Source organism: Streptomyces sp. NPDC089919 (assembly GCF_040684615.1).
Classification (GTDB): domain Bacteria; phylum Actinomycetota; class Actinomycetes; order Streptomycetales; family Streptomycetaceae; genus Streptomyces.
The window spans coordinates 14,886-37,115 of sequence record NZ_JBFBGK010000058.1; the positions used below are offsets into that span (position 1 = coordinate 14,886).

Sequence of the window (22,230 nt, forward strand, 5' to 3'; positions counted from 1 at the left end):
CACGCCAGGGCGGGCATGTCCGGCTTGTCAGGGAAGATCGACTATTCGTTCGAGGCGACCTGGATCGGATATGTAGGGTCCGCGTAAACGCCAGGCGCGCTCTAGTTTCCGGTTTTACGTTCCGGCCCGAATTCCCTTTCTGGGCACGGATGTTGACCGTGCCCCCCTTCGCTACCCAACGGGGGTTTTGTGACCGTCAGATTCAGGCCTGCCTCGGTGCGCCGCCTCGCGCCGAGACTGGCCGTATCCCTCGCACTGGCGTTGGCCGCATCCGTGCTGGCCCCCGCCGTGCCCGCGACCGGTGCCGCCGCACCGGACTTCGACCGGGTGTGGGCGCCGGACGGCACCCCCGTGCCCCGGACCGCCTCCGTCACGGCCCGGCACGCAGCCAAGCCCGCCACGCCCCGACCGCACTACCCGGTGCCGGGCCGGACCCGGACCGCGCCCCGGCCACCGGCCCGGGCGGCCACTGCAGTGGTGGGACTCACCGCCGCCACGCCTGCCGCCGGGCTCAAGGCCGGCGCGCTGCCGCTCTGGATCGCCCCGCAGCGCGGTGCGGCCGGTGCCGGCACCCGCACCGTCACCGTGACCCGCGCCGCCGAGGCCACCGCCCGCGCGGCTGGGGTGGACGGCCCCCTCTTCTCGCTGGAGCCGACCGTCGCCCGGGCCCCGGCGGCCCGGCGGACCACCGGCCCCGGCAAGGTCACGGTCGCCTTCGACCCCGCCGAGCTCGACCGCGCCACCGGCGGTTCCTTCGCCGCCCGCGGCCGGCTGGTCCGGCTGCCCGCCTGCGCCCTGACCACCCCGAAGGCCCCGGCCTGCCGGCTGCGGACGCCGGTGGCCACGCACTACGACACGGCCACCCGGCGGCTGGTCGCCGACCTCACCCTCGCCGCGCCGCCCGCCCCGGGCACGCGCGCCGCGGCCGGTCCGGCCGCGGCGCCGGCCCTCCTGCTCGCCGCCGAGGACGGCCCCTCCGGTGGCGGCGGCTCCTACGCCGCCACCGCGCTCACCCCGTCCTCGGGCTGGGCGGCCGGCGGCTCCTCCGGCGGGTTCACCTACCAGTACCCGCTGGTGCTGCCGCCCTCGCTGGGCGGCACGGCACCGCAGGTGGCCTTCGGCTACGACTCCTCCTCGGTCGACGGCAGGACCTCCGCGACCAATGCGCAGGCCTCCTGGATCGGCGACGGCTGGGACTACAACCCCGGCTACCTCGAGCGGGTCTACAAGCCCTGCGACAAGGCCGGCATCAAGAACTCCGGCGACCAGTGCTGGAGCGGCTTCAACGCGGTCCTGGCCATGGGCTCGCACAGCGGCGTGCTGGTCCGCGACAAGAACGCCGGTTCGCCCTCGGCCACCACGGACGCGGCCACCGGCACCTGGCGGCTCAGGAACGACGACGGCTCCCGGATCGAGTTCGGCTCCGGTGCGGACAACGGCGTGGCCGGCGGCGCGTACGCCAAGCTGACCGACAGCGGCGGCACCACCTACTACTTCGGCGCCAACCACCTGCCGGGCGGCGACGGTTCAGACCCGGCGACCGGCTCGGTCTCCTCAGTCCCGGTCTACTCCCCCAAGAGCGGGGACCCCTGCTACGACGGCGCCAAGGGCAACAAGTCGTGGTGCCAGATGTGGCAGCGGCTCTCGCTGGACTACATCGTGGACGCGCACGGCAACCTCACCACCTTCACCTGGGCGCCCGAGACCAACCACTACCGGCGCGGCGCCGTCCAGGACGGCGGCACGGGGACCCTCACCGCCTACACCCGGGCCACCACCGTCGCCCGGATCGACTACGGACAGCGGCTCTCCGAGCAGCTCGCCGCCAAGGGCACCCTCCAGCCCGCCGCCCGGGTGAACTTCACCACCCAGGAACGGTGCGAGAACCAGGCGGTGTGCGACCCGTCCCAGCGGACGGCGGCGAACAAGTCCAACTGGCCGGACGTACCGGTGGACCAGGAGTGCAAGGGCTCCGGCGACTGCACCACCTACGCGCCCACCTACTTCAGCACCAGGCGGCTGGCTTCGGTCACCACCCAGGTGCGGGTGAACAACGCCTGGCAGGACGTGGACACGTACACCCTCGGCCAGTCCTTCCCCAACCCCGGTGACACCACCAACCAGAAGGCCCTGTGGCTGGACTCGGTCCGGCGCACCGGAAAGACCGGCGGTTCGAAGGACCTGCCGGCCGTCACCTTCACCCCGGCCATGCTGCCCAACCGGGTGGACGGCACCGACCTCGTCCCGGCCCCGCCGCGGATCAACCGCGCCCGCATCCAGCAGATCAAGAACGAGACCGGCGCGATCGTCGACGTCGACTACGAACTCCCGCTCTGCTCGCGGGTGAACCACGTCATGCCGACCGCCGAGGACGACAACACCACGTCCTGCTACCCGGTGCGCTGGCTGGCGCCCGGCGCGGTGGCCGGCTCCGACCCCGTCCTCGACTGGTTCAACCACTACCGGGTGAAGTCGCTGACCGAGAACGACCCGGTCACCGGCGCCCCGCAGAAGATCACCAGCTACGGCTACGGCCCGGCCGCCTGGCACCGCGACGACAGCGAGTTCACCGAGGCCAAGTACCGCACCTGGGGGGAGTTCCGCGGCTTCGCCACGGTCACCGCCACCACGGGCAACGGCAACGACGGCCCCCGCGCGCAGACCCGCACCACCTACCGGCAGGGCATGCACGGCGACGTCCGCAAGAACGGCTCCGCCCGTGACGTCCGCTTCGACGACGCCCTGGGCCGCCCGGTCGTGGACGTCGACTGGCTGGCGGGACAGGTCCTCCAGAAGGAGACCTTCGACGCGGCCGGCGGCTCCGTCGCGGCCCGGACCGTCACCAGCGCCTCCGGCGAGCAGGACACCGCCACCCACGTGCGCGGCGGCGGACTCCCCGACCTGGTCGCCCGCTACCCCTCCACCGTCGTCTCCAGCACCCGGCAGGAGGTGAAGGCGGACGGCACCTGGCAGACCGCCACCACCACCACGACCACCGACAAGGACCACAACAACCGGATCCTCACCTCGCTCGACACCGCCGACGGGCTGGTGGACCTGTGCACCCGCACGGCCTACGCCACCGGCCCGGACACCCAGCGCACCGACCTGCCGGCCGAACGCCTGGTGGTCTCCGGGGCGAACGCCTGCACGGCCACCGCGACCGCGGCCAACACCGTGGAGCGCGAGCGCACCCTCTACGACGGCAGGCCGTACCAGCAGACCGGCGGCCCCGGTGACGTCACCCGTACCGAAGTCCTCGACCGGTACGCCGGCGACGGCACCCCGGAGTTCGCCGCCACCGCCGTCAGCACGTACGACGCGTACGGCCGGGTGCTGTCGGCCACCGACCCCGACGCCAAGGACGACACGCACACCGGCGGGGCCACCACCACGACGGCCTACTCCTCGGCCGCCGCGGGTGAACTCCCCGACCGGACCACGGTCTCGGCACCGGTGCCCGGCGCGCCCGCCTCGGAGCACTGGGACACCGTCACCGTCAACGACCCCCGTCGCGCAGTGCCGTTGACGGTCACCGACGCCAACTCCAAGGTCACCTCCCTGACCTACGACCCGCTGGGCCGCGTCACCGCGGTCTGGCTGCCCGGCCGCGCCCAGGACGGGGTCACCAACCCGAGCAAGACCTTCGACTACAAGGTCTCCGACCAGGCCGGCGTGCCGTCCGCGGTCACCACCGCCACGCTCGTCAAGGACGACGACACCCCGGTGTGGACCCGCTCCGTGCAGCTGCTGGACGGCTTCGGCCGCACCCGGCAGGTGCAGGAGACCCCGAAGAACCCGGCCTACAAGGCCGGCCGGCTGATCTCCGACACCGTGTACGACTCCCAGGGCCGGGTCGGCCTGACCGACGCCCCGTACTACAACAACGCCTCCGCCCCCGCGCAGTCGCTGGTCACCGGTGCGGAGAGCGACATCCCCGCGCAGCAGCGGCTCTCGTACGACGGCCGGGGCCGCAAGACGGTCGCCGCGCAGTGGTCGCTGGGCGTGGAGCAGAACCGCACCACCACCACGTACAAGGGAGCGGACCGCACCGACGTGGTGCCGCCCAAGGGCGCCTGGCCCGCCGGCACCCTGACCGACGCCCGCGGCCACCGCACCGAGCTGTGGCAGTACAAGACCCCCACCGCCACCGGCGACCGCGCGGACGCCACCGTCAGCCGCTTCACCTACACGCCCGACGGCAAGCCGCTGACCCGCACCGACGCGGCGGGCAACACCTGGTCCATCGGGTACGACCTGCGCGGCCGGCAGATCGCGTACCACGAGCCCGACAAGGGCGACTCGAGCCAGACCTGGGACTCCGCCTCACGACTGGCGAGCACCACCGACGCCCGGGGCCGGACCCTCACCTACGCGTACGACCTGATCGGCCGCAAGACCGGTCTGTACGAGGGCGCGGCCACCACCGCCAACCAGCTGGCCGCCTGGACCTTCGACTCCGTCCCGGACGGCAAGGGCAAGCCGGCGAGCGCCACCCGCTACGTCGGCGGCGCCGCGGGCTCCGGCAGCAGGTCCTACACCTCGGCCGTCACCGGCTACGACGACGGCTACCGGCCCACCGGCAGCACCCTCACCCTGCCCGGCCCGGACGCCGGCCAGGCCGCGGGCACCACCTTCACCTACACCAAGGACGCCTCCTTCGACGCCCTGACCGGGCAGCCGGTCGGTATCGGGCTCCCCGCGGTCGGCGGGCTGCCGCGCGACGACATCGCGTACATGCTCAACGACTACGGCCAGATGTTCCGGTACGCCGGTGCCACCACCTACGACGTGCAGACCGAGTACGACGCCTTCGGCCGGGTGCTCCGCTCCACCGTCAACCCGTGGGGCAAGCAGGTCGTCCAGTCCACGGTCTACGACCAGGCCACCGGACGGGTCCGGTCGGTCTTCACCGACCAGCAGACCGCGCTGACCGGCTCGCTCCAGCAGACCGACTACACCTACGCCCCGTCCGGCGACATCACCTCGATCACCAACCTGCCGGACAACAAGCCCGCGCTGCGGGACCGGCAGTGCTTCACGTACGACTGGCTGGGCCGGCTGGGGTCGGCCTGGACGGACACCGGGGGCATCAGCACCCAGCCGGCCACCGCGTACCAGACCCTCGACCAGGGCGAGTGCGCGAACCGGACGCCGTCCGCGGCGACGGTCGGCGGCCCCGCCCCCTACTGGCACGACTACTCCTTCGACCCGACCGGCAACCGCACCAAGCTGGTCCGGCACGACCCGGCGGGCGACACCTCCAAGGACGTCACCCTCACCCAGGCCTTCGGCACCCCGGGCACGCAGAACGCCCCGACCGGCGCCGCCGGCACGGACGGCGGCACCGGCGGACCGCACGCGCTGCTGTCCGCCGAGACCAGGACCGGCACCACCCTCACCGGCACCGACGCCTACCAGTACGACGCCGCGGGCAACACCACGGCGTACCGGGCCGGCGGCTCCGGCAGCACCAGCCTGACCTGGAACAGCGAGGGCAAGCCGGCCACGGTCACCGCCGCCGCCCAGATCAAGGGCGGCTCCGGCAAGTGCCTGGACCTGGCCGGTGGTTCGACCGCCGACGGGACGGCCCTGCAGATCGCCGGCTGCGGCGGCGCGGCCACCCAGAAGTACCTGGCGGCCGGCAACAAGCTGACCCAGGACGGCAAGTGCGTCACCGCCGCGGGCACCCTCGCGGGGTCCGCCGTGGAGCTGCGCGCCTGCACGGGCTCGGCCGGCCAGACCTGGACGCCCCGGGTCGACGGCACCCTGTACAACCCGGCGTCCGCGCGCTGCCTCGCGGTACCGGGCAACGCCACCGCCGACGGCACCAGGCTGGCCCTGGCCGACTGCACCCTGACGGTGCCGGCCGGCCAGAAGTGGACCGTCCCGGACACCACGACCACGTACGTCTACGACCCCGAGGGCAAGCTGCTGGTCCGCCGCACGGCGGACAGGACCACGCTGAACCTCGGCGACGACGTGATCACCGTGGACAACGCCACGGGGGTGAAGACCGGCACCCGGTACTACCCGATCCCCGGCGGCCTGACCGTCGTCCGCACCGGGGCGGGCACCGCCCCCGGCGCCTTCGTGGTCCAGGGCGGCGACCAGCACGGCACCGCCACCCTCGGCGTCGACCTCAACTCGGGGGCCGTGGACCGGCGGACCCAGGACCCCTTCGGGGACCCGCGCGGCACCCGGCCCGCCGCCTGGGCCGGTGACAAGGGCTTCGTCGGCGGCCAGCTCGACCCCGGCACCGGGCTCACCCTGCTCGGCGCCCGCGAGTACCTGCCCGCCACGGCCCGCTTCATCAGCCCCGACCCGCTCCTGGACCCGGACGACCCGCAGTCCTGGAACGGCTACGCCTACAGCGACAACGACCCCGTCAACGGCAGCGACCCCAGCGGCCTCTACTGCGACAGCTGCTCGATGGACAACCCCGGCTCCGCCTGGGGCGAGGGCAGCGGCCCGGGCTGCACCAACTCGGGCTGCTACGACTCGGACGGCGGCGGCATCACCGACTACAACGGCTACTGGCACTCGCTCAAGCCGTACGGCCCGGCCAACCCCCAGGCCAAGCCGGCACCGTCACCCACGCCGAAGCCGACCCCCACACCCAAGCCGTCCCCCGGGGCCAAACCGCAACCGCCCGCCGGGCTGGAACCAGGAACGGCCCCCGGGCCCAAGCCGGGGCCGTACGGAGACTCGATCCCGCCGAGCAACAAGTGGATCACGCTCGACCACGGCTACACGCACAAGGAAGACCTCGGCAAGGGATACGGGCTGACGCCGGAGAAGCTCATGGACACGTTCAAGTCGGACCCGACGCGCTTCTTCCCCTTCCCCGTGGAAAACTGCTCGGCCCTGGTCGAGGGAGCCGAATGCCGGCTCAAGCCGGGTGAGCTCCTGCCGGGCGGCATGCTCGCCGGCGGGAACGGGGTGGTCAAGGTGCACACCACATCGACCAGCGTCGCCTTCGTCGTCGTCTCCGAGAGCTACTTCGACGACCCCGGTTCGGTGATCACCTTCACGGCCTCGGAGAAGGACGGCCACCTGTTCATGCAGCAACGGGGGGACTCCACCGGGTCGAACCCCCTGATATTCGCCGGCGTGAAGGGAGGGATCGCGGACTACTCGTGGTGGCTCATGGGCAACCGGCTGAGGGACTACGTCCAGCGCCCGATGACCCAGTCCGACGTCTTCTGGTCGCTCTTCAAGATCCCCGGCATCAACGGGTAGCCATACCCGGCACCGGATGACCGGGAGGGCCGGTCCGCGGGAACCTCCGCGGACCGGCCCTCCGCCGTACCCGGCTCAGGACCCGCCCGGCAGCGGGCCGTGGTGGGCGGGGTAGGCCGGGGCCACCGGGGCGGTGGGGAGGCGGCGGTGGGAGAGGACGCGGACCAGCACCGCGGGGCTGAGCAGGGTGTTGGGCGGGGCGGTCAGCGACAGCACGCCGAAGAACCGGCGGGCGATCGCCGGATCGCGGTTGGCGGCGGCCATCACCCGGGACATGAAGCCCTGCATGACCCTGGTCGCCCGGCCCGGCGGGGGCCCCTCCGTCTCCGGGTAGCGCAGGTCCTCGCTGGTGGCGATCTGCCAGGCCACCTCGGCCGACCCGGCGATCCGCCGCTGGATCTCCCCGACCGCGGCCGGCACGGCGTGCACCGGCAGCGCCCGGATCGCCTCCCCCAGCGCCTCGGCGGCAGCGGCGGCGACCGTCATGCCGTGCCCGTAGACCGGGTTGAAGCGGCAGGTGGCGTCGCCCACCACCACGAAGCCGTCCGGCCGCCGGTCCAGCTTCTCGTAGTGCCGCCACTCGTTGGCCGTACTGCGGAAGGCCGTGGCCGGCGAGACCGGCTCGGCCGCGCACAGCGCCTCGTACAGGGCCGGGCTGCGCAGCTCCTTGGCGAAGGCCAGGAACTCCGCGTCCCCGACCGGCGGGGCGTGCCGGCCGTTGCCGATGAGGGTGGCCATCCACCGGCCGTCCTCCAGCGGCAGCAGCACCCCGCCCCGGGGCGCGTCCGGCCGGCCCTGCACGTACATGCCCTGCCAGGCGCGGCCGGCCGAGGGCAGCGGGCCGTAGTACCGGCTGGCGTAGCCGAGTTTGGAGTCGTACCGGGTCACCTCGGGGGCCGGGAAGCCGAGCGCTTCCAGCCAGGCGGGGGCGCGGGAGGTCCGCCCGCCGGCGTCCACGACCAGGGCCGCGGACAGCGTCTCGGGCACCGCGTCGGGGCCGGCGCCGGAGCGGGCGCGCAGGGTCACCCCGCGGACGGCCCGGCCGTCGGAGGTGCCGAGCAGCCCGGTGGCCTCGGCACCGGCCAGCAGCCGGATCCGGGGGTGCCGCAGCACGGCCTGCCGGACGGTCCAGTCCAGCAGCTCCCGGCTGCCGATCAGGACGTGGTCCCCGGGGACCTGCCCGAACCAGTCGGCGGGGCTCAGCCACAGGAAGTCCCGCGGGGTCTCCAGCACCCGGGCCCCGGCGGCCTCGAGGTCGGCCCGGACGCCCGGCAGCAGCCCCTCCATCAGGGCCAGGCCCTTGGACCACAGCACGTGGGCGTGCCGGGACTGCGGCAGGCCGGGCCGGAGGGCGGGCGCCGGCTCGCCCAGCGCGTCGCGCTCGACGAGGGTCACCCGGGAGAAACGGCCGGCCAGCACCCGGGCGGCCAGCAGCCCGGCCATGCCGGCGCCGAGCACCACGGCGTGGTCGCGCTCGGAGACCTTCGCAGGGGCGGGAGGGGCGTTGGGGGCGGGAGGGGGATCCGGTGGTGGGTCGTCGTGCGGTCGCTGCGTCCGGTCGTGGGATCCGTGGGGTTCGTGGGATCCGTGGGGTTCGCGGGTGTCGCTCACCGTGCCCTGATCGTCCATGGCGCCCACTCTTGGCGCCGGGGACCCCGCGTGCCAGTGCCCTCGCAGGGGCGCTCGGGGCGTCCGGAGGCGGGCGGGGGGCGCGGAGGGGGCGGACGCTCCCGGCGGGGGTGGGCGCCCCCGGTCAGCGGGCCAGTGCGGTGATCCGGCCGGGGTGCCGGTCGGCGACGTCGTGGGCGGCCCGGACGAAGGCGGCGACGGCCGCCGAGCGGGAGGTCTCCGGCCAGGCGACCACGACCGCGCTGGGGCGCAGGCCGGTGACCGGCCGGTAGACGAGGTCGGGGCGCCGGTGTCGCTCGGTGGTGGACAGGGCCAGGAAGCCGACGGCCTGGCCCAGCGCGACCACCTCCAGCAGCTGCTCGACACTGGCCACGAGCGGGCCCCCGGGGGTGCCGGCCGGCGCCGGGCCCGGCCGGCCGGCGTCCGCGTCCGCTCCGTCGCGTCCGGTGGGGTCGTCGGGGTCGGCGTCGGTGGGGTCGGCGCCCAGCCAGCGCGGGACCGGTTCGCCGTCGAGGTCGGCCGGCCCCAGCCGGTCGCGGCCGGCCAGCCGGTGCCCGGCGGGCAGGACCGCCAGGCGCGGCTCGACCACCAGCGTCTCGGAGTCCAGGCCCCGGCCGTCGAACGGGCTGCGCAACAGCGCCACGTCGGCCCGGCCGTCCCGGAGCATGGCGATCGGCTCGCCGCTGCCGCCGACGACGACCTCGGGCGGCGGCGGTTGCGGATCGGTCTCCCGGTAGGCGGCAAGGATCTCCCCCAGCAGCCCGGCATCGCCCCCGGGCTTGACCGCCACCACGAGCCGGGGTGCGGGCTGCCCGGCCCGGCGGGTACGCAGGGCGGCCGCGTGCACCGCGTCGACCGCGATCCGGGCCTGGTCGAGGAGGACCCGGCCGGCGTCGGTCATCCTCACCTGGCGGGTGGTGCGCTCCAGCAGGCGTACCCCGAGCCGGGACTCCATCTGCGCGATCGCCTTGGACAGCGGGGGCTGCGCCATCCCCAGGCGTTGCGCGGCGCGGCTGAAGTTCAGCTCCTCGGCGACCGCGATGAAGTACCGCAACTCCCGCACTTCCAGCTCACTCATATCCGTGGACTATAGATCCAGAGGGATCCGGTCTTTCCCCGCCGCCCGTGGGCGGGGCGAGGGTGGGGGCCATGACGACTTCACAGAAGACCGCTCTGGTGACCGGCGCCAACAAGGGCATCGGCAAGGAGACGGCGCGCCGGCTCGGGGCCCTCGGCATCACCGTCCTGATCGGCGCCCGCGACGCCGGGCGCGGCGGGGCCGCGGCCGAGGAGCTGCGCGCCGAGGGCGCCGACGCGCACTTCGTGGCCCTGGACGTCACCGACGAGCTCTCGGTCCGGGCCGCCGCCCGCCACATCGACGCCGCGTTCGGCCGCCTCGACATCCTCGTGAACAACGCCGCGGTCGCCGCCGCACCGCAGAAGCCGAGCGAGGCCCCGGCAGCCACCGTCCGGCAGGTCTACGAGACGAACGTGTTCGGCGTGATCGCGGTGACGAACGCCATGCTCCCCCTGCTCCGCCACTCCGGGGCCGCCCGGATCGTCAACATGTCCAGCGAACTCGGCTCGCTGGCCCACCTGGCCGACCCGGACAGCCCGTGGTCGCCCTACTCCTCGGTCCTGCTGCCCTACTGCTCCTCGAAGAGCGCGCTCAACGCGCTCACCGTGCTCTACGCCGAGGAGCTGCGCGCCGAGGGGATCCTGGTCAACGCGGTGAGCCCGGGCTACTGCGCGACCGACCTCAACCGCCGCACCGGGGTGCGGACGCCGCAGGAGGGCGCGGCCGTGGCGGTCGGCCTGGCGACCGTGGGCGCGGACGGCCCGACCGGCGCCTTCCTGTCCGAGGACGGGCCGATCCCCTGGTGAGGCCGGGCCCGGAGGGGGCCGGAGGGGCGGAGACGACGGTGGCGCCCCGCTCCGTGGGGAGCGGGGCGCCACCGGTGTGTGCGTACGGGTCGGTCAGGCGGTCTTCGCCGCGTCCGCGGTGACGGCCGGGGCCTCGGTCGCGGCGGTCTCCGCGGCCGGGGCGGGGGTGCCGCCGGCCACGGCGGCGGCCGGGTGGCCGTGGGTGCGCAGGCCGAGCCAGCCGATCAGGGCGACCAGCGCGAAGGAGACGGCGGCCACGGTGAACGTGACGGTGAAGCCGGACTCCGCGGGCAGTGCGGGCACGCCCGGGGGCAGGTGCTCGATGGTCTTGGAGGCCAGGATCGTGGTGACCACGGCGCTGCCGATGGCGCTGCCGGTGGAGCGCGAGATCGAGTTGATGCCGTTGGCGATGCCGCTCTGGTGGGGCGGGACGCTGGACATGATCACGGCGGGCATGGCCGCGTAGCCGAAGCTCACCGCTGCGCCGACGATCAGGCCGGCGCCGATGACGGAGGCGGCGTGCGAGTGGTCCAGGGCCAGCCAGCCGAAGCCGAGCGTGCCGAGCGCGGCCGCGAGGCCCAGGGTGATGCGCGGGCCGCGGTGGCGGACCAGCTGGCCGCCGATGGGCGAGGCGAGCAGCGAGACGATCGCGCCGGGCAGCAGGAACTCGACGGAGGCCCGCAGGATCGAGGCGTCGAAGCCGTAGCCGGTCAGCGCCTTCGGCATCTGCACCAGGTACGAGACGCCCAGGAAGTTCGCGAACATCCCGAAGCCGACGAGGATGCCGGCCAGGTTGGCCATCAGCACCGGGCGGTGGACGAACATCCGCATGTCCACCAGCGGCTCCTTGACCTTCAGCTCGACCAGGACCCAGACGGCGGTCATCACGGCCGCGCCGGCGAAGGAACCCAGGGTGCGGGCGGAGGACCAGCCCCACTCATGGCCCTGCGAGATCGGCAGCAGGAGGAGCAGGAGGGTCAGACCCAGGGTGAGCGCGCCGAGCACGTCGGTGCGGCCGCCGGTCTTGGTGCGGGTGGCGGGGACCAGGAACAGCACCGCGAGGAGGGCGAGCACGGCGAAGCCGGTGGCCATCCAGAAGGCGTTGCGGTAGTCCGCGTCGGAGCCGGAGGTCAGCAGGCCGGTGGCCACCAGGGCCAGGCCGCTGCCGAACGCCAGGGTGCCGCTGACCAGCGCCATCGCCCCGGGCAGCTTCTGCGGGCGGACCTCTTCGCGGAGCACCGAGAGGGCCAGCGGGAAGATCGCGGTGGCGGCGCCCTGGAGGACCCGGCCGAGGATCAGCAGGGGCAGCGAGGTGGCCAGCGCGGCGATCACGGAGCCGGCGACCATCACGCCGAGGACGGCGACGAGGGTGGGCTTCTTGCCGTGCTGGTCGCCGAAGCGGCCGAGCAGCGGGGTGAAGACGGCCGCCGACAGCAGGGTGGCGGTGGTCACCCAGCTCACGTTGGCGGTGGTGGTGCCGAGATCGTTGCGGATCAGACCCAGGATCGGCACGGGCAGCGTCTGCATCATCGACACGACCATGGCGGCCAGGCTCAGGGCGAAGACGATGACCGTCTCGTTCCGGGAGCCGGACGCGGTGGCCGGGGTGGTGGGGTGACTCATGGGAGGCAGGACCTTCTCATTGCTTCAAGACTTGCTTCAAGACACGAATGTTTCATGGCCTTAACTACTTGGACGAAGGTAGCGGCAGATAGTTCACTTAGTCAAGTAAATGTTCGTCCACTTGAACCGTCCTCGAGGCCGATGGTCGCCCGACCGAACCATCGGGCCGCCGGGGCGCCGTCCCGGCCGGTCGCCGGCACCCCCCGATCGGCCGGGCGCGGATCGTACGAAACGGTTGATCTACTCAGCGGCCGCGGAGTGGCTGCGCGCCCGGCGCGCACGGCGCGCATATCCAGGGAGCCCCCTACACCCGACGGAAACGGGGCGCATCCATGGCGTCGTACACCCACCCGACCTTCGACCGGCGCAGGCTCCTGGCGGGCGCGCTAGGGATCGGGGTGACGGCCGCCACCGGGGCGCTCGCCGCCCCGGCCCGCGCGGCGACCGGAGCCGGGCCGGGGGCGCGGGGCGTCCGGCTGCGGACGCGCGGGACCGACCTGGAGATCATCGGTTGCGGGGAGTGGGGCGCCCGCCCGCCCCTGGAGCCGGTGGTGGTGCTCGACGCTCCCCCGCAGCGGATCGTCGTCCACCACACGGCGACGGCCAACGTGACGGACTACTCCCGGCAGCGCGCCCTCGCCCTGTCCCGGGCGATCCAGAACTACCACATGGACACCCACGGCTGGATCGACACCGGCCAGCACTTCACGGTCAGCCGGGGCGCCTTCGTGACGGAGGGCCGGCACGCCAGCCTGGAGGAGCTGGAGGGCGGTGCCCGGATGGTCCGCGCGGCGCACTGCGTCGGCCAGAACAGCAGCGCGATCGGCATCGAGAACGAGGGCACCTACATGAAGGTGGCGCCGCCGGCCGCGCAGTTCGCCGGCCTGGTGGCGCTCTGCGCGCACATCTGCCGCCAGTACGGGCTCTCCCCGGCGGAGATCTACGGGCACCGGGACTTCAACCAGACCGACTGCCCGGGCGACCGGCTGTACGCACTGCTGCCGCGGCTGCGCGAGGAGGTGGCCGGGCAGCTCGGCGAGGCCCCGCAGGAGCCGGCCCTGCAGCTGGCCGACGCGGCCGGCCGGCCGCCGTGGACCGGCCCCTCCGAGTACGTACCGGACCACGTGTTCGAGCGCGAGCTGCGGCGGGCCGGGCTGCCGGGGACCGGCGCGCGGCGCTCCTGAGCCGGGCCGGGAGACCCCGGCCCACCCGCCCGACGGCCGCACCCCGGGGGTGCGGCCGTCACTCGCACCCCACCCACCCCGCCCGTCAACTCCACACGCCCTCTTGTCAGTTGACGTGCGCACCCCAACAATGCGCATGACAACCGAAGGATCGTTCGGTTGCTCCGCCATCAGAGGGGAACCCCCACATGAACAAGCCTCTCGCCAGCGCGCTGTTCGCCCTGCTCCTGACCGGAGCGGCGGCGGCGCCGGCCATGGCCTCCGTACCCCAGGACGCGGCCCCGCAGGCCCGCGCCCGGGCGGCCGCCCCCCGCACCCCGGCCGCCAAGGCCGTCACGATCACCTACGCCGGCACGGTCGCGCTCAGCAACTGCTCCGGCTCGCTGGTGCGCGTACCGAACTCGCTCGCGAGCGACCCGGCGCTGGTGCTCTCCAACGGCCACTGCCTCGAGACCGGCTTCCCCGAGCCGGGGGAAGTGGTCAAGGACTACCCGTCCAGCCGGTCGTTCACCCTGCTCACCGCCTCCGGGGCGCGGGCCGGAACGGTACGCGCGAGCAAGATCGCGTACGGCACGATGACCGACACGGACGTCTCGATCTACCAGCTGACCAAGACGTACGCGCAGATCCAGAGCCAGTACGGGATCGCCGCCCTCACCCTGAACGACACGCACCCCGTCCAGGGGTCCGCGATCAAGGTGGTGTCGGGGTACTGGAAGCGCACCTACAGCTGCAACGTGGACGCCTTCGCCTACCGGCTCAAGGAGGGCGACTGGACCTGGAAGGACTCGCTCCGCTACACCTCGTCCTGCAACACCATCGGCGGCACCTCGGGCTCCCCGGTCATCGACACCACCACCGGCAAGGTGGTCGCGGTCAACAACACCGGCAACGAGGACGGCGAGACCTGCACGGTCAACAACCCGTGCGAGGTGGACGAGGCCGGCCACGTGACGATCCACCCGGGCATCAACTACGCCGAGGAGACCTACCAGATCGTCGCCTGCGTCGGCGCCGGCAACAAGATCGACCTCAGCCGTCCGGGCTGCGTGCTGCCCAAGCCGTGACCGTCCGCGGGGGACGGGACCGGTGCCGGCCCGTCCCCCGCGGTCGTACGACCCGGGGCTCAGCCCGCCGTGAAGGCCTTGGTGAAGGCCAGCGGGGACTGGGCGATGGAGGAACAGGTCGGGTCGGCCGAGGACTTGGGGCCGCCCGGGCAGGCGCGGTCCCGGGCGCCGGACCACATCGCCAGCCAGGCCAGGCCCTTGCCGCGGGCGAAGGACGCGAGCTGGGTGGCGTCCTGGAGGGTGAAGACCTCGCTGCTCACGTCGTTGACGCCGATCATCGGCGTGACGGCGACGGTCTTCCAGGCCGCCGCGTCCGACCGGCCCAGGACGCCCTTGATCTGCGCCTGGGTGGCGGTGGCGGCACTGATCGCGTAGCCGCCCATGTCGCCGCTGTAGGCCGGGCCGTAGTCCATGGCCATGATGTTCACGGCGCCGACCGCGACGCCGTTGCGCTTGGCGTTGGCGAGCAGGTCCACGCCGGGCTGGGTCAGGCCCTCGGGCATCACGGGCAGCGTGAAGGAGACGTCGAGCCCCGGGTGCCGCTGCTGGAGCCGGGCGACGGCCTGGGCGCGCCGGGTGTTGGCGGCGGTGTCGGGCAGGGCCGCACCCTCGATGTCGAAGTCGGCCTTGGTCAGCCCGTACGCGTCGATCACCTTGCCGTACGCGGCGGCCAGCGCGTCCACGGAGGAGCAGGCCAGGGCGAGCTCGGAGCCGGCGGCGCCGCCGAAGGAGACCCGGACGTCCCCGCCCTTGGCGCGCAGCGCGGATATCTGGGCGGCCACCCGGTCCTGCGACAGCGCGGTGGTGCCGCCCCACAGCGGGGTGCAGCCGCCGCCGGAGGTGACGAAGGCCAGGGTGAACTCCTTGGTCCCGGTCCGCGCGGCGGTGTCGAGCAGGTCGTACGTGGGGTAGAGCGAGGTGTCCACGTACGGGGCGAAGCCGGTACGGCCGCTGCCGCCGCCCGGCGGGCGGGTGCTGGTCGCGGTGGGCCTGGGCGTCGCGGTCGGCTTGGCGGTCGGCTTGGCGGTGGCCGTGGGCTTCACGGTGGGCTTCGCGGTGGGGGTGGGCGCGGTGGTGGGGCGGCCGGTCGGGCGGCCGGTGGGCTGCGGGGTGGCGCCGCCGTCCACGGAACACCTGTGCCGGTTGATCAGGCAGCCGGTGGGGGCGCCGGGGGCGCTTGCGGCGCTGGTCACGAAGCCGACGGTCAGGGAGGCGCCGGGGGCGAGCCCCGCGGTGTCCCAGCGGGGCGGGGTCACCGTGACGTGCCGGCCGCTGACCGCCCGCTCGGCGTTCCACAGGGAGGCGAGCGCGGTGCCGGCCGGCAGGTCGAACTCGAGCTTCCAGTCCGTCAGCGGTGCGTCCCCGCTGTTGGTGATGACGTACTGGCCGGTGTAGCCGGTGGCCCAGCTGCTGGTCCGGGTGAAGGCGGCGCCGACTCCGGCGGCCTGGGCGGTACCGGTCAGCACGACCGCGGTGCCGCCGACGGCCGCCGCGACGGCGACCGCCCCGACCGCCTTCGCCGTGCCGCTCGCCCTGCGACGGTGGGTGTTTCGAGCCATGACGTGCCTGCCTCTGGGGTGCGGGGAGGGAACCCGCCAGACGCTAGCGACCCCGATCCGGACAAATGCCCGCTTCCACTCCCCACCCCGAGATCTTGAGCCCCCCTTAAGGAGCCCATCGGAACCCCTTAGGGCCGGTCCGCCCCTGATCCGCCGGACAGGCCCTCAGCCACCGCACCCCGCTCGCCGACGCCGTGGCGGGAGCCGCAGTCCCGCGCCCGCACCGCCCGCGCCCCGGCGCCGACCGCGCCGAACGCCGCCACGAGGTACGCCACCTCGGCGAGCGTGCCGGTGTACCGCCCGGCGCGGAGCTCCGCCAGCGCCGCCCGCGCCCCGGCCAGGTCCAGCGCCAGCTCGGCGCGCAGCACCTTCATGACCACGGCCGGCCGCACCGCACCGTCGAGTTCGAGTCGCACCGGACCGTGCGCGCCCTCGGCGAGCAGCCGGCGACGGAGCTCGGCGGGCATCCCGGCCCGCCCGCAGGCGAGGACCGGGCCGCAGGCAGGGCAGTCGGTCTCGATGCTCCACTCCAGCCGCCCGCCGATCAGGGCCTGGCCGCCGTCCGCCACAGCCGCCGCGCCGCAGGCCGGGCAGGGCCTCCTGAACCGGACCTGGTCTCCGGCGACTTCCCCGTGCATCCCGCTCCCCGGCTCCCTGTGACTGTGCCGAAGCCTAGGTCATCGCCGGCCTGGGCGAGGGGCGGGAAGAAGGCCCGACCGCCCCGGGGCGGGGGGTCGGGCCGGGGGTCAGGTGGCTATGCCCACCGGTTGGCGGTAGGTGGAGCGGTCTTCTATGAGGGTGAGCATGGCGTGGGCCACGTCGGCGCGGGAGACGGAGCGGGCGCTGCGCGGGTTGCCGCCGACGGCGGTGCGGTAGCGGGCGGTCAGCGGGGAGTTGCGGAGCATCGGCGGGCGCACCGCGGTCCACTCGGCCGTGCTGCGCGCCAGGTCGCGTTCCATCGCGGCCAGGTCGGTGTAGACCGGGGCCAGCACGGACTTGACGGTGGCCATGTAGATCCGGTCGAAGAGGGGTTCGCCCGGCGGCGCGGTGCCCAGCGGCGCCGCGCTGACCACCAACAGCCGCGTGACGTCGGCGCGTTCCATCCCGGCGAGCACCGCCCGGGTCAGGGTGGCCGCCATCCCGGCGACCGCCGCGGCCCGCCCCCGGGCGCCGAGCCCGGAGAGCACCGCGTCCCGGCCGGTGAGCGCCTCGGCCAACTGGCCGGGGTCGGACAGGTCCGAGCGGTGCACCCGCAGCGCAGGGCCCTGCACCCGGAGCCGGCCCGGATCGCGCACCACGGCCGTGACCTCGTGTCCGGCCGCCAGGGCCTGCAGGACGATCTCCTGACCGACCCCGCCGCTGGCTCCTAATACCGTGAGCTTCATCGCACCCCTCTTTGTCGCACCTGTGGTGGTTACATCCTCTCCCCCGGTGCTCGACTCCGGCTCGCTTTCGCGCCGTTGCCGGTGGTCAGCGGGAGCCGCCCCGGCGGCGCCGCCAGGCCGCGCCGGCGCCGGCGCCCAGCAGGGCCGCCACGGCCACCCCCGCGGTGGTCCACCAGGCCCGGTCGTGGGACTCGGTCACCACCTCCCGCCGCCCGGGCGGCGGGACGGGCGTACGGACCGCCCGCTGCGAGGCGGCGGCGGACGGGAGCGCGGGGGCGGCGGACGCACCCGCAGGGGTGGCCGCGCCCGGGCCGGCGGACGGACCTGAACCTGCGGCCGGCGCGGCCACGGTCAGGCGGGTCTCGGCCCGGCCCAGCGCCGGGTAGCCGGCCTCGACGGTCACCCGCCAGGTCCCCGCCGGCAGGGCCTGCTCTGTGGTCCAGGCCGCGGGATCGGTCCCGTCGTGGACCAGCCGCCAGGGCCCGGCGACCCGGCTGCCGTCGGCGCTGACGGCGTTGACCATGGCGGCCAGCGGCTCCTCCGAACCGACCGGGTCGCCGTCGTTCTCCCAGGTGACGGTGGTGGTGACGTGCCCCTGCCGATGGCCGGTGACCACCACCTTCAGGGTGTCGCCGTGGGCCTGCGCGGTGCCCGGCAGGGCCAGGGCGAGGGAGACGGCGGCCAGGGCCGTGAGGGGGGCGCGGCCGGTTCTTCGTATCTGCATGGTGCGGTGCTCCGGGATGGTGCGGGAGGTTCTGGTGTGGCGGAAGGGGCCCGACGTCGGACCGGTACGGGTCGGCGTGAGCCGTACCCGCCGGACGGGTGCGCCCGCGTGCGACGGACGCGCCGGCGGTGGTCGCGGACGCCGGGCCCCTCTCGCCCGGTGGCCGGCGGGCGGCGGCTGGGGAAGTGCCGCCCGCCGGGCCGGGACCGGCCGGGAGGAGGACCGGCCGGAGTGCGGGTCAGGCCTTCTGGAGGGCCCAGGTCTGGACGGCCCGGCCGTCCGCGGGCTGGAGCTCCAGCAGCCAGGCGCCGTAGTACGGCCGGTTGCTGACGGACAGGGCGAAGGCGCCGCTGCGGTCGGTCACGGTCACCGCGCCGGAGCGGGACCGTACCCGCCAGCGCTGGCCGGCGGCCGAACCGCAGGGCTGCTGGGCCACCCACATGGTGGCGCGCGGCGCCCCGCCGGGCTGCAGGCACTTGCCGGAGACGGCGGACCGGATCCGGACGGTGCCGCTGCCCGCGTCGTCGAAGTACCACTGCTGCTGGGCGTACCCGGTGGCCTGGGCGCCGACCAGCACGGTGTTGTCGGCGGTGCGGCCGCCCCAGATCTCCGCGGCGGTGCCGGTGCTGCCGTTGCCGAGCAGGTAGCGGGCGCCCGGGGTGGTGCCGCCGCCCGCCGCGGTGGTGCGGAAGGAGGCGGCCCGGCCCGGGCCGCTGTCCTTGCCGGCCCGGTCGCGCACCGAGACGGCGACCTTGTGGGCGGTCCCGGGGGCCAGGTGGTAGATCCGCAGCACGGTCGACTGCGTCCAGGTGAGGTGCCGGCCGTCGAGCAGGACCTGGTACCAGAACGCCCCGGCGACCTTGGGCCAGCTGGCCACGGCCGAGTCCGAGCGGATCTGGCCCACCGTCACGTCCGGTCCGGCGCCCGGCCGGGTGGTCGGGGTGGGCGTCGGGGTCGGGCCGGTGCCGCCGCCGTCGCCCTTGCCCCGCATCAGGAACTGGTTGTCGGCGATGTTCCAGTGCGTGGTGAGGTAACTACCCGGCTTCGGAGCGGTGTTGAAGTAGTCGTCGTGGTTGCAGTCGAGGATGTTCTCGCTCGCCTGATCGGTGCAGACGTTGCGCATCTTCGGGTAGTACGGGGTGTCCGAGTAGCACATGACGTCCCACTCGTCCGTGCAGTGCGCACCCTTGCTGGAGTTGGGGGCGCTATTGTTCACGGCGCCGAGGTTGTGGCCCAGTTCGTGGGCCGCGGTGTGACCGCCCCAGCAGCCGGTGTCGGAGCGCCCGTACGAGGGGCCGAAGTTGCTGAGGTTGTCCTGGCCGGGCCGCTCGTCACCGTTGAAGGTGCCGATGCCGCAGTACACCTGCGTGTCGGCGAAGATCATGTACTTGCGGTCGCGCCGGCCCAGGCCCTTGGCGGCGAGGGCGGAGTTGGTGGCGCTGAACTCCGCGAGGGCCGAGTCGGAGAGCTCGACGTTCAGCACGCTGGGCGTGCAGTCCGCGGCGGTCACGTAGCGGATGTGCCGGACCCCGCCGGTCTCCTTGGCGCTGGCCGAGTAGATGAGGTCGGCGTCTGCGGCCCACTTGCGGAAGGACTCCAGGTAGCTCGCGTACCGGTCGCGACCGGGTCCGTGCGCGTAGACCACCTGCACGCGGTTGCCGCTGGTGCCGTCGCCGTCACAGGCCACGGTCTGGCCGGCCGGTCCGGCGGCGGCCGGCCCCGCGGCGGCCTGACCGCCGGCCGTCGTCGCGGCCGGGGCCTTGGGCGCGGTGGAGGTGGCGGACCGGGCGTCGGCCCTGGCCTCGGCGGCGGGCGCGTCCTGAGAACGACCGCTGCCGGCGGGGGTGTTGGCACTGCGGGCCGGATCGACGGCGCGGGCCCGGGCGGGGACGGCCGGCGGGGTGTCCTTGTGGATGTCCACCCCGGCGGGCGGGGCGTCCGGGCCGTGCGTGCACAGTCCGGCGTCGGTGCGGTAGACGCCGGCGCAGCGGTCGCCCTTGGGCGCCACCTTGAGTCCGTCGTAGACCATGCCGCGGGCCGGCTGGTCGGCGGGGGCCACGGTCAGCGGGGCGGGCTCCCGGTCGCGGGCGGGGGCCGCCGCGGGGCCCGACACCGCCCCCGGGACGGGCTGTGCCAGCGGTGTGGCCTGGGCGCCTTCGAGACCCCCGTCGTAGACGAAGGTCGCGGCGATCACGGCGGCCGCGGCCACGGCGGCGCCGGAGCCGAATATGAGCCCGCGTCGGCGGCGATGGCGATTGCGCTGCTCTCTCACACGGCGATGGCTGGTCATGCACACCTCAATCTTGGGTCCGGAAACCGGGTGCGCCGCAGCCTGCCAGATACCGGCCGCCCAGAAATTCGGACAAAGCGGAGACCACCCCGGAACTGCGCGGATATTCCGATCCGTTACCAAGCGGTTCAATTTGATGATCCGTCAATTTCCTTATGCCGTACGCATGTTGGCAATCCGAGCCCAGAATGGTCCAGGCCTTCAGGGCGACGTCGTTACCATATCGAGATCTACGGAATTCGTTGCTGACATGAATTCAGTCAAGGGTTCACCTTTTCCTTCACCTCGCGAATTCCCGTCGTCACGAGACGTGATGGCGCCGGCCGCCGCCGCCCCGCACAATGGGCATCCGACCGGCCAGGAGGGGTGCGTGGTGAGCGAGAAGGAAGCTGCGGTGCGGATCGAGCGGGACGGCCCGGTGTTCACCGTCGTCCTCGACCGGCCCGGGGTGCGCAACGCCGTCGACGGGCCCACGGCCGCCCTGCTGGCCGCCGCCTTCCGGGAGTTCGAGGCGGACGACGCGGCGGCGGTGGCGGTCCTGTGGGGAGCCGGCGGCACCTTCTGCGCCGGCGCCGACCTCAAGGCGGTCGGCGGCGAGCGGGGCAACACGGTCCTGCCGCCGGAGGAGGGGGCCGACGGCCCGATGGGGCCGACCCGGCTCCGGCTCACCAAGCCGGTGATCGCGGCGGTGTCGGGGCACGCGGTGGCGGGCGGTCTGGAACTGGCGCTCTGGTGCGACCTGCGGGTGGTGGAGGAGGACGCCGTCTTCGGCGTGTTCTGCCGCCGCTGGGGCGTGCCGCTGATCGACGGCGGCACGGTCCGGCTGCCGCGGCTGATCGGCGAGAGCCGGGCCATGGACCTGATCCTGACGGGGCGTCCCGTCGGGGCCGCGGAGGCCCACTCCATGGGCCTCGCCAACCGGCTGGTGCCGCCGGGGGCGGCCCGCGAGGCCGCCGAGCGGCTGGCCCGCGAGATCGCCGCCTTCCCCCAACTGTGCCTGCGGCACGACCGCCTCTCGGTCCTCGACCAGGCGGGCCTGTCCGAGGCGGACGCCCTGGCCGCCGAACACCGCCACGGCCTGGTCCCCCTGACCTCCGGCGAGACCCGAGCCGGTGCCGCCGCCTTCACCGCCGGCGCCGGCCGCCACGGCACGTTCTCCCCGTAACCCCCGGGCATCTCCCGCCCGCCCCCTGGCATCCCGGCCCGGGGACCCGGCAAATCCAGCCCCGCCGGCGATTGAGGCGCGGGGTCCGGGGCAGCGCCCCGAAACCTGGGCCGCGCCCACCCTTTGCGCTCCCGCCCCGCCGGGGAGTGGCCATCCCAGCCCCGCCGGCGCTTGAGGCGCGGGGGGGCCGGGGCGGAGCCTGGCCGCTGCGCGGAGCTGTCCCCTCCCCGCCCCTTCCCGAAACCGGGGCAAGCCCCGGACCCCGTACCGACGCTCCGCGCCGGTGCGCTCAATCGCCGCGCGGCTGGGATGGCCGGGCCGCACCGCGAGGCCGCCCTGCCCGGGAGCGAGCCGACGGGCGGTCAGGGAGGGCCCGGGCCGCACCCGCCGACGGGCGGTCAGGTCCGAGCCACCCGCGACCAAGCCCGAGGCACCCCCGGCCTTCCCGACCAAGGGGGCCTTTCCGGCACCCCGAGGG

The 22,230-nt window shown here is 74.2% G+C and carries 13 protein-coding genes; 5 read left to right on the forward strand and 8 right to left on the reverse strand.

Features of this window, described 5'->3' with window-relative positions:
• Positions 1–189: 189 nt before the first annotated feature.
• Positions 190–7,242, forward strand: coding sequence for a ricin-type beta-trefoil lectin domain protein (locus tag AB0O40_RS22505; RefSeq protein WP_365044451.1), 7,053 nt, complete (start codon positions 190–192; stop codon positions 7,240–7,242).
• Between the two features lie 75 nt (positions 7,243–7,317).
• Here the strand turns inward: AB0O40_RS22505 and AB0O40_RS22510 are convergent, their stop codons facing one another.
• Together AB0O40_RS22510 and AB0O40_RS22515 are read right to left on the reverse strand one after the other, a co-directional pair.
• Complete coding sequence (locus tag AB0O40_RS22510) at positions 7,318–8,871, reverse strand: hypothetical protein (protein WP_365044454.1); 1,554 nt, start codon at positions 8,869–8,871, stop codon at positions 7,318–7,320.
• Positions 8,872–8,995: 124 nt separating this feature from the next.
• Positions 8,996–9,949, reverse strand: coding sequence for a LysR substrate-binding domain-containing protein (locus AB0O40_RS22515; protein WP_365044457.1), 954 nt, complete (start codon positions 9,947–9,949; stop codon positions 8,996–8,998).
• Between the two features lie 71 nt (positions 9,950–10,020).
• On the opposite strand from AB0O40_RS22515, the gene AB0O40_RS22520 reads away from it, so the two are divergent.
• The gene (locus tag AB0O40_RS22520; protein WP_365044460.1) at positions 10,021–10,755 is read left to right on the forward strand and encodes an SDR family oxidoreductase; all 735 of its coding nucleotides are present in this window, start codon (positions 10,021–10,023) and stop codon (positions 10,753–10,755) included.
• A gap of 93 nt (positions 10,756–10,848) precedes the next feature.
• Here the strand turns inward: AB0O40_RS22520 and AB0O40_RS22525 are convergent, their stop codons facing one another.
• Positions 10,849–12,378 (reverse strand): MFS transporter, encoded by a 1,530-nt coding sequence (locus tag AB0O40_RS22525; protein WP_365044463.1) that lies wholly within the window; start codon positions 12,376–12,378, stop codon positions 10,849–10,851.
• A gap of 332 nt (positions 12,379–12,710) precedes the next feature.
• On the opposite strand from AB0O40_RS22525, the gene AB0O40_RS22530 reads away from it, so the two are divergent.
• Together AB0O40_RS22530 and AB0O40_RS22535 are read left to right on the forward strand one after the other, a co-directional pair.
• Entirely contained in the window at positions 12,711–13,562 is an 852-nt protein-coding gene (locus AB0O40_RS22530; RefSeq protein WP_365044466.1) for a peptidoglycan recognition family protein, read from the forward strand.
• Between the two features lie 188 nt (positions 13,563–13,750).
• The gene (locus AB0O40_RS22535; RefSeq protein WP_365044469.1) at positions 13,751–14,629 is read left to right on the forward strand and encodes a serine protease; all 879 of its coding nucleotides are present in this window, start codon (positions 13,751–13,753) and stop codon (positions 14,627–14,629) included.
• 59 nt (positions 14,630–14,688) lie between these two features.
• On the opposite strand, the gene AB0O40_RS22540 is transcribed toward AB0O40_RS22535, so the two are convergent.
• The 5 genes from AB0O40_RS22540 to AB0O40_RS22560 all read right to left on the reverse strand — a co-directional run bounded on the left by AB0O40_RS22540 (position 14,689) and on the right by AB0O40_RS22560 (position 20,587).
• A complete protein-coding gene (locus AB0O40_RS22540) occupies positions 14,689–16,188 on the reverse strand; it encodes a cellulose binding domain-containing protein (protein WP_365044472.1) in 1,500 nt (499 codons plus the stop codon).
• A gap of 128 nt (positions 16,189–16,316) precedes the next feature.
• Positions 16,317–16,826 (reverse strand): hypothetical protein, encoded by a 510-nt coding sequence (locus AB0O40_RS22545; RefSeq protein WP_365044475.1) that lies wholly within the window; start codon positions 16,824–16,826, stop codon positions 16,317–16,319.
• Positions 16,827–16,934: 108 nt separating this feature from the next.
• Entirely contained in the window at positions 16,935–17,573 is a 639-nt protein-coding gene (locus tag AB0O40_RS22550; protein ID WP_365044478.1) for an NAD(P)H-binding protein, read from the reverse strand.
• An 85-nt stretch (positions 17,574–17,658) separates the two neighbouring features.
• The gene (locus tag AB0O40_RS22555; RefSeq protein ID WP_365044481.1) at positions 17,659–18,297 is read right to left on the reverse strand and encodes a hypothetical protein; all 639 of its coding nucleotides are present in this window, start codon (positions 18,295–18,297) and stop codon (positions 17,659–17,661) included.
• A 238-nt stretch (positions 18,298–18,535) separates the two neighbouring features.
• On the reverse strand, positions 18,536–20,587 hold the full coding sequence (locus AB0O40_RS22560) for an RICIN domain-containing protein (RefSeq protein ID WP_365044484.1): 2,052 nt from the start codon (positions 20,585–20,587) through the stop codon (positions 18,536–18,538).
• 373 nt (positions 20,588–20,960) lie between these two features.
• On the opposite strand from AB0O40_RS22560, the gene AB0O40_RS22565 reads away from it, so the two are divergent.
• Positions 20,961–21,752, forward strand: a complete 792-nt coding sequence (locus AB0O40_RS22565) for a crotonase/enoyl-CoA hydratase family protein (protein WP_365044487.1) — start codon at positions 20,961–20,963, stop codon at positions 21,750–21,752.
• The last annotated feature ends 478 nt before the right edge of the window (positions 21,753–22,230 follow it).

Excerpts from the sequence above, each read along its gene's own strand:
- AB0O40_RS22545 (WP_365044475.1), bottom strand. The coding sequence starts at position 16,826 with ATGCACGGGGAAGTCGCCGGAGACCAGGTCCGGTTCAGGAGGCCCTGC.
- AB0O40_RS22520 (WP_365044460.1), top strand. The coding sequence starts at position 10,021 with ATGACGACTTCACAGAAGACCGCTCTGGTGACCGGCGCCAACAAGGGC.
- AB0O40_RS22555 (WP_365044481.1), bottom strand. The coding sequence starts at position 18,297 with ATGCAGATACGAAGAACCGGCCGCGCCCCCCTCACGGCCCTGGCCGCC.
- AB0O40_RS22540 (WP_365044472.1), bottom strand. The coding sequence starts at position 16,188 with ATGGCTCGAAACACCCACCGTCGCAGGGCGAGCGGCACGGCGAAGGCG.
- AB0O40_RS22515 (WP_365044457.1), bottom strand. The coding sequence starts at position 9,949 with ATGAGTGAGCTGGAAGTGCGGGAGTTGCGGTACTTCATCGCGGTCGCC.
- AB0O40_RS22530 (WP_365044466.1), top strand. The coding sequence starts at position 12,711 with ATGGCGTCGTACACCCACCCGACCTTCGACCGGCGCAGGCTCCTGGCG.
- AB0O40_RS22510 (WP_365044454.1), bottom strand. The coding sequence starts at position 8,871 with ATGGACGATCAGGGCACGGTGAGCGACACCCGCGAACCCCACGGATCC.
- AB0O40_RS22550 (WP_365044478.1), bottom strand. The coding sequence starts at position 17,573 with ATGAAGCTCACGGTATTAGGAGCCAGCGGCGGGGTCGGTCAGGAGATC.
- AB0O40_RS22525 (WP_365044463.1), bottom strand. The coding sequence starts at position 12,378 with ATGAGTCACCCCACCACCCCGGCCACCGCGTCCGGCTCCCGGAACGAG.
- AB0O40_RS22560 (WP_365044484.1), bottom strand. The coding sequence starts at position 20,587 with ATGACCAGCCATCGCCGTGTGAGAGAGCAGCGCAATCGCCATCGCCGC.
- AB0O40_RS22535 (WP_365044469.1), top strand. The coding sequence starts at position 13,751 with ATGAACAAGCCTCTCGCCAGCGCGCTGTTCGCCCTGCTCCTGACCGGA.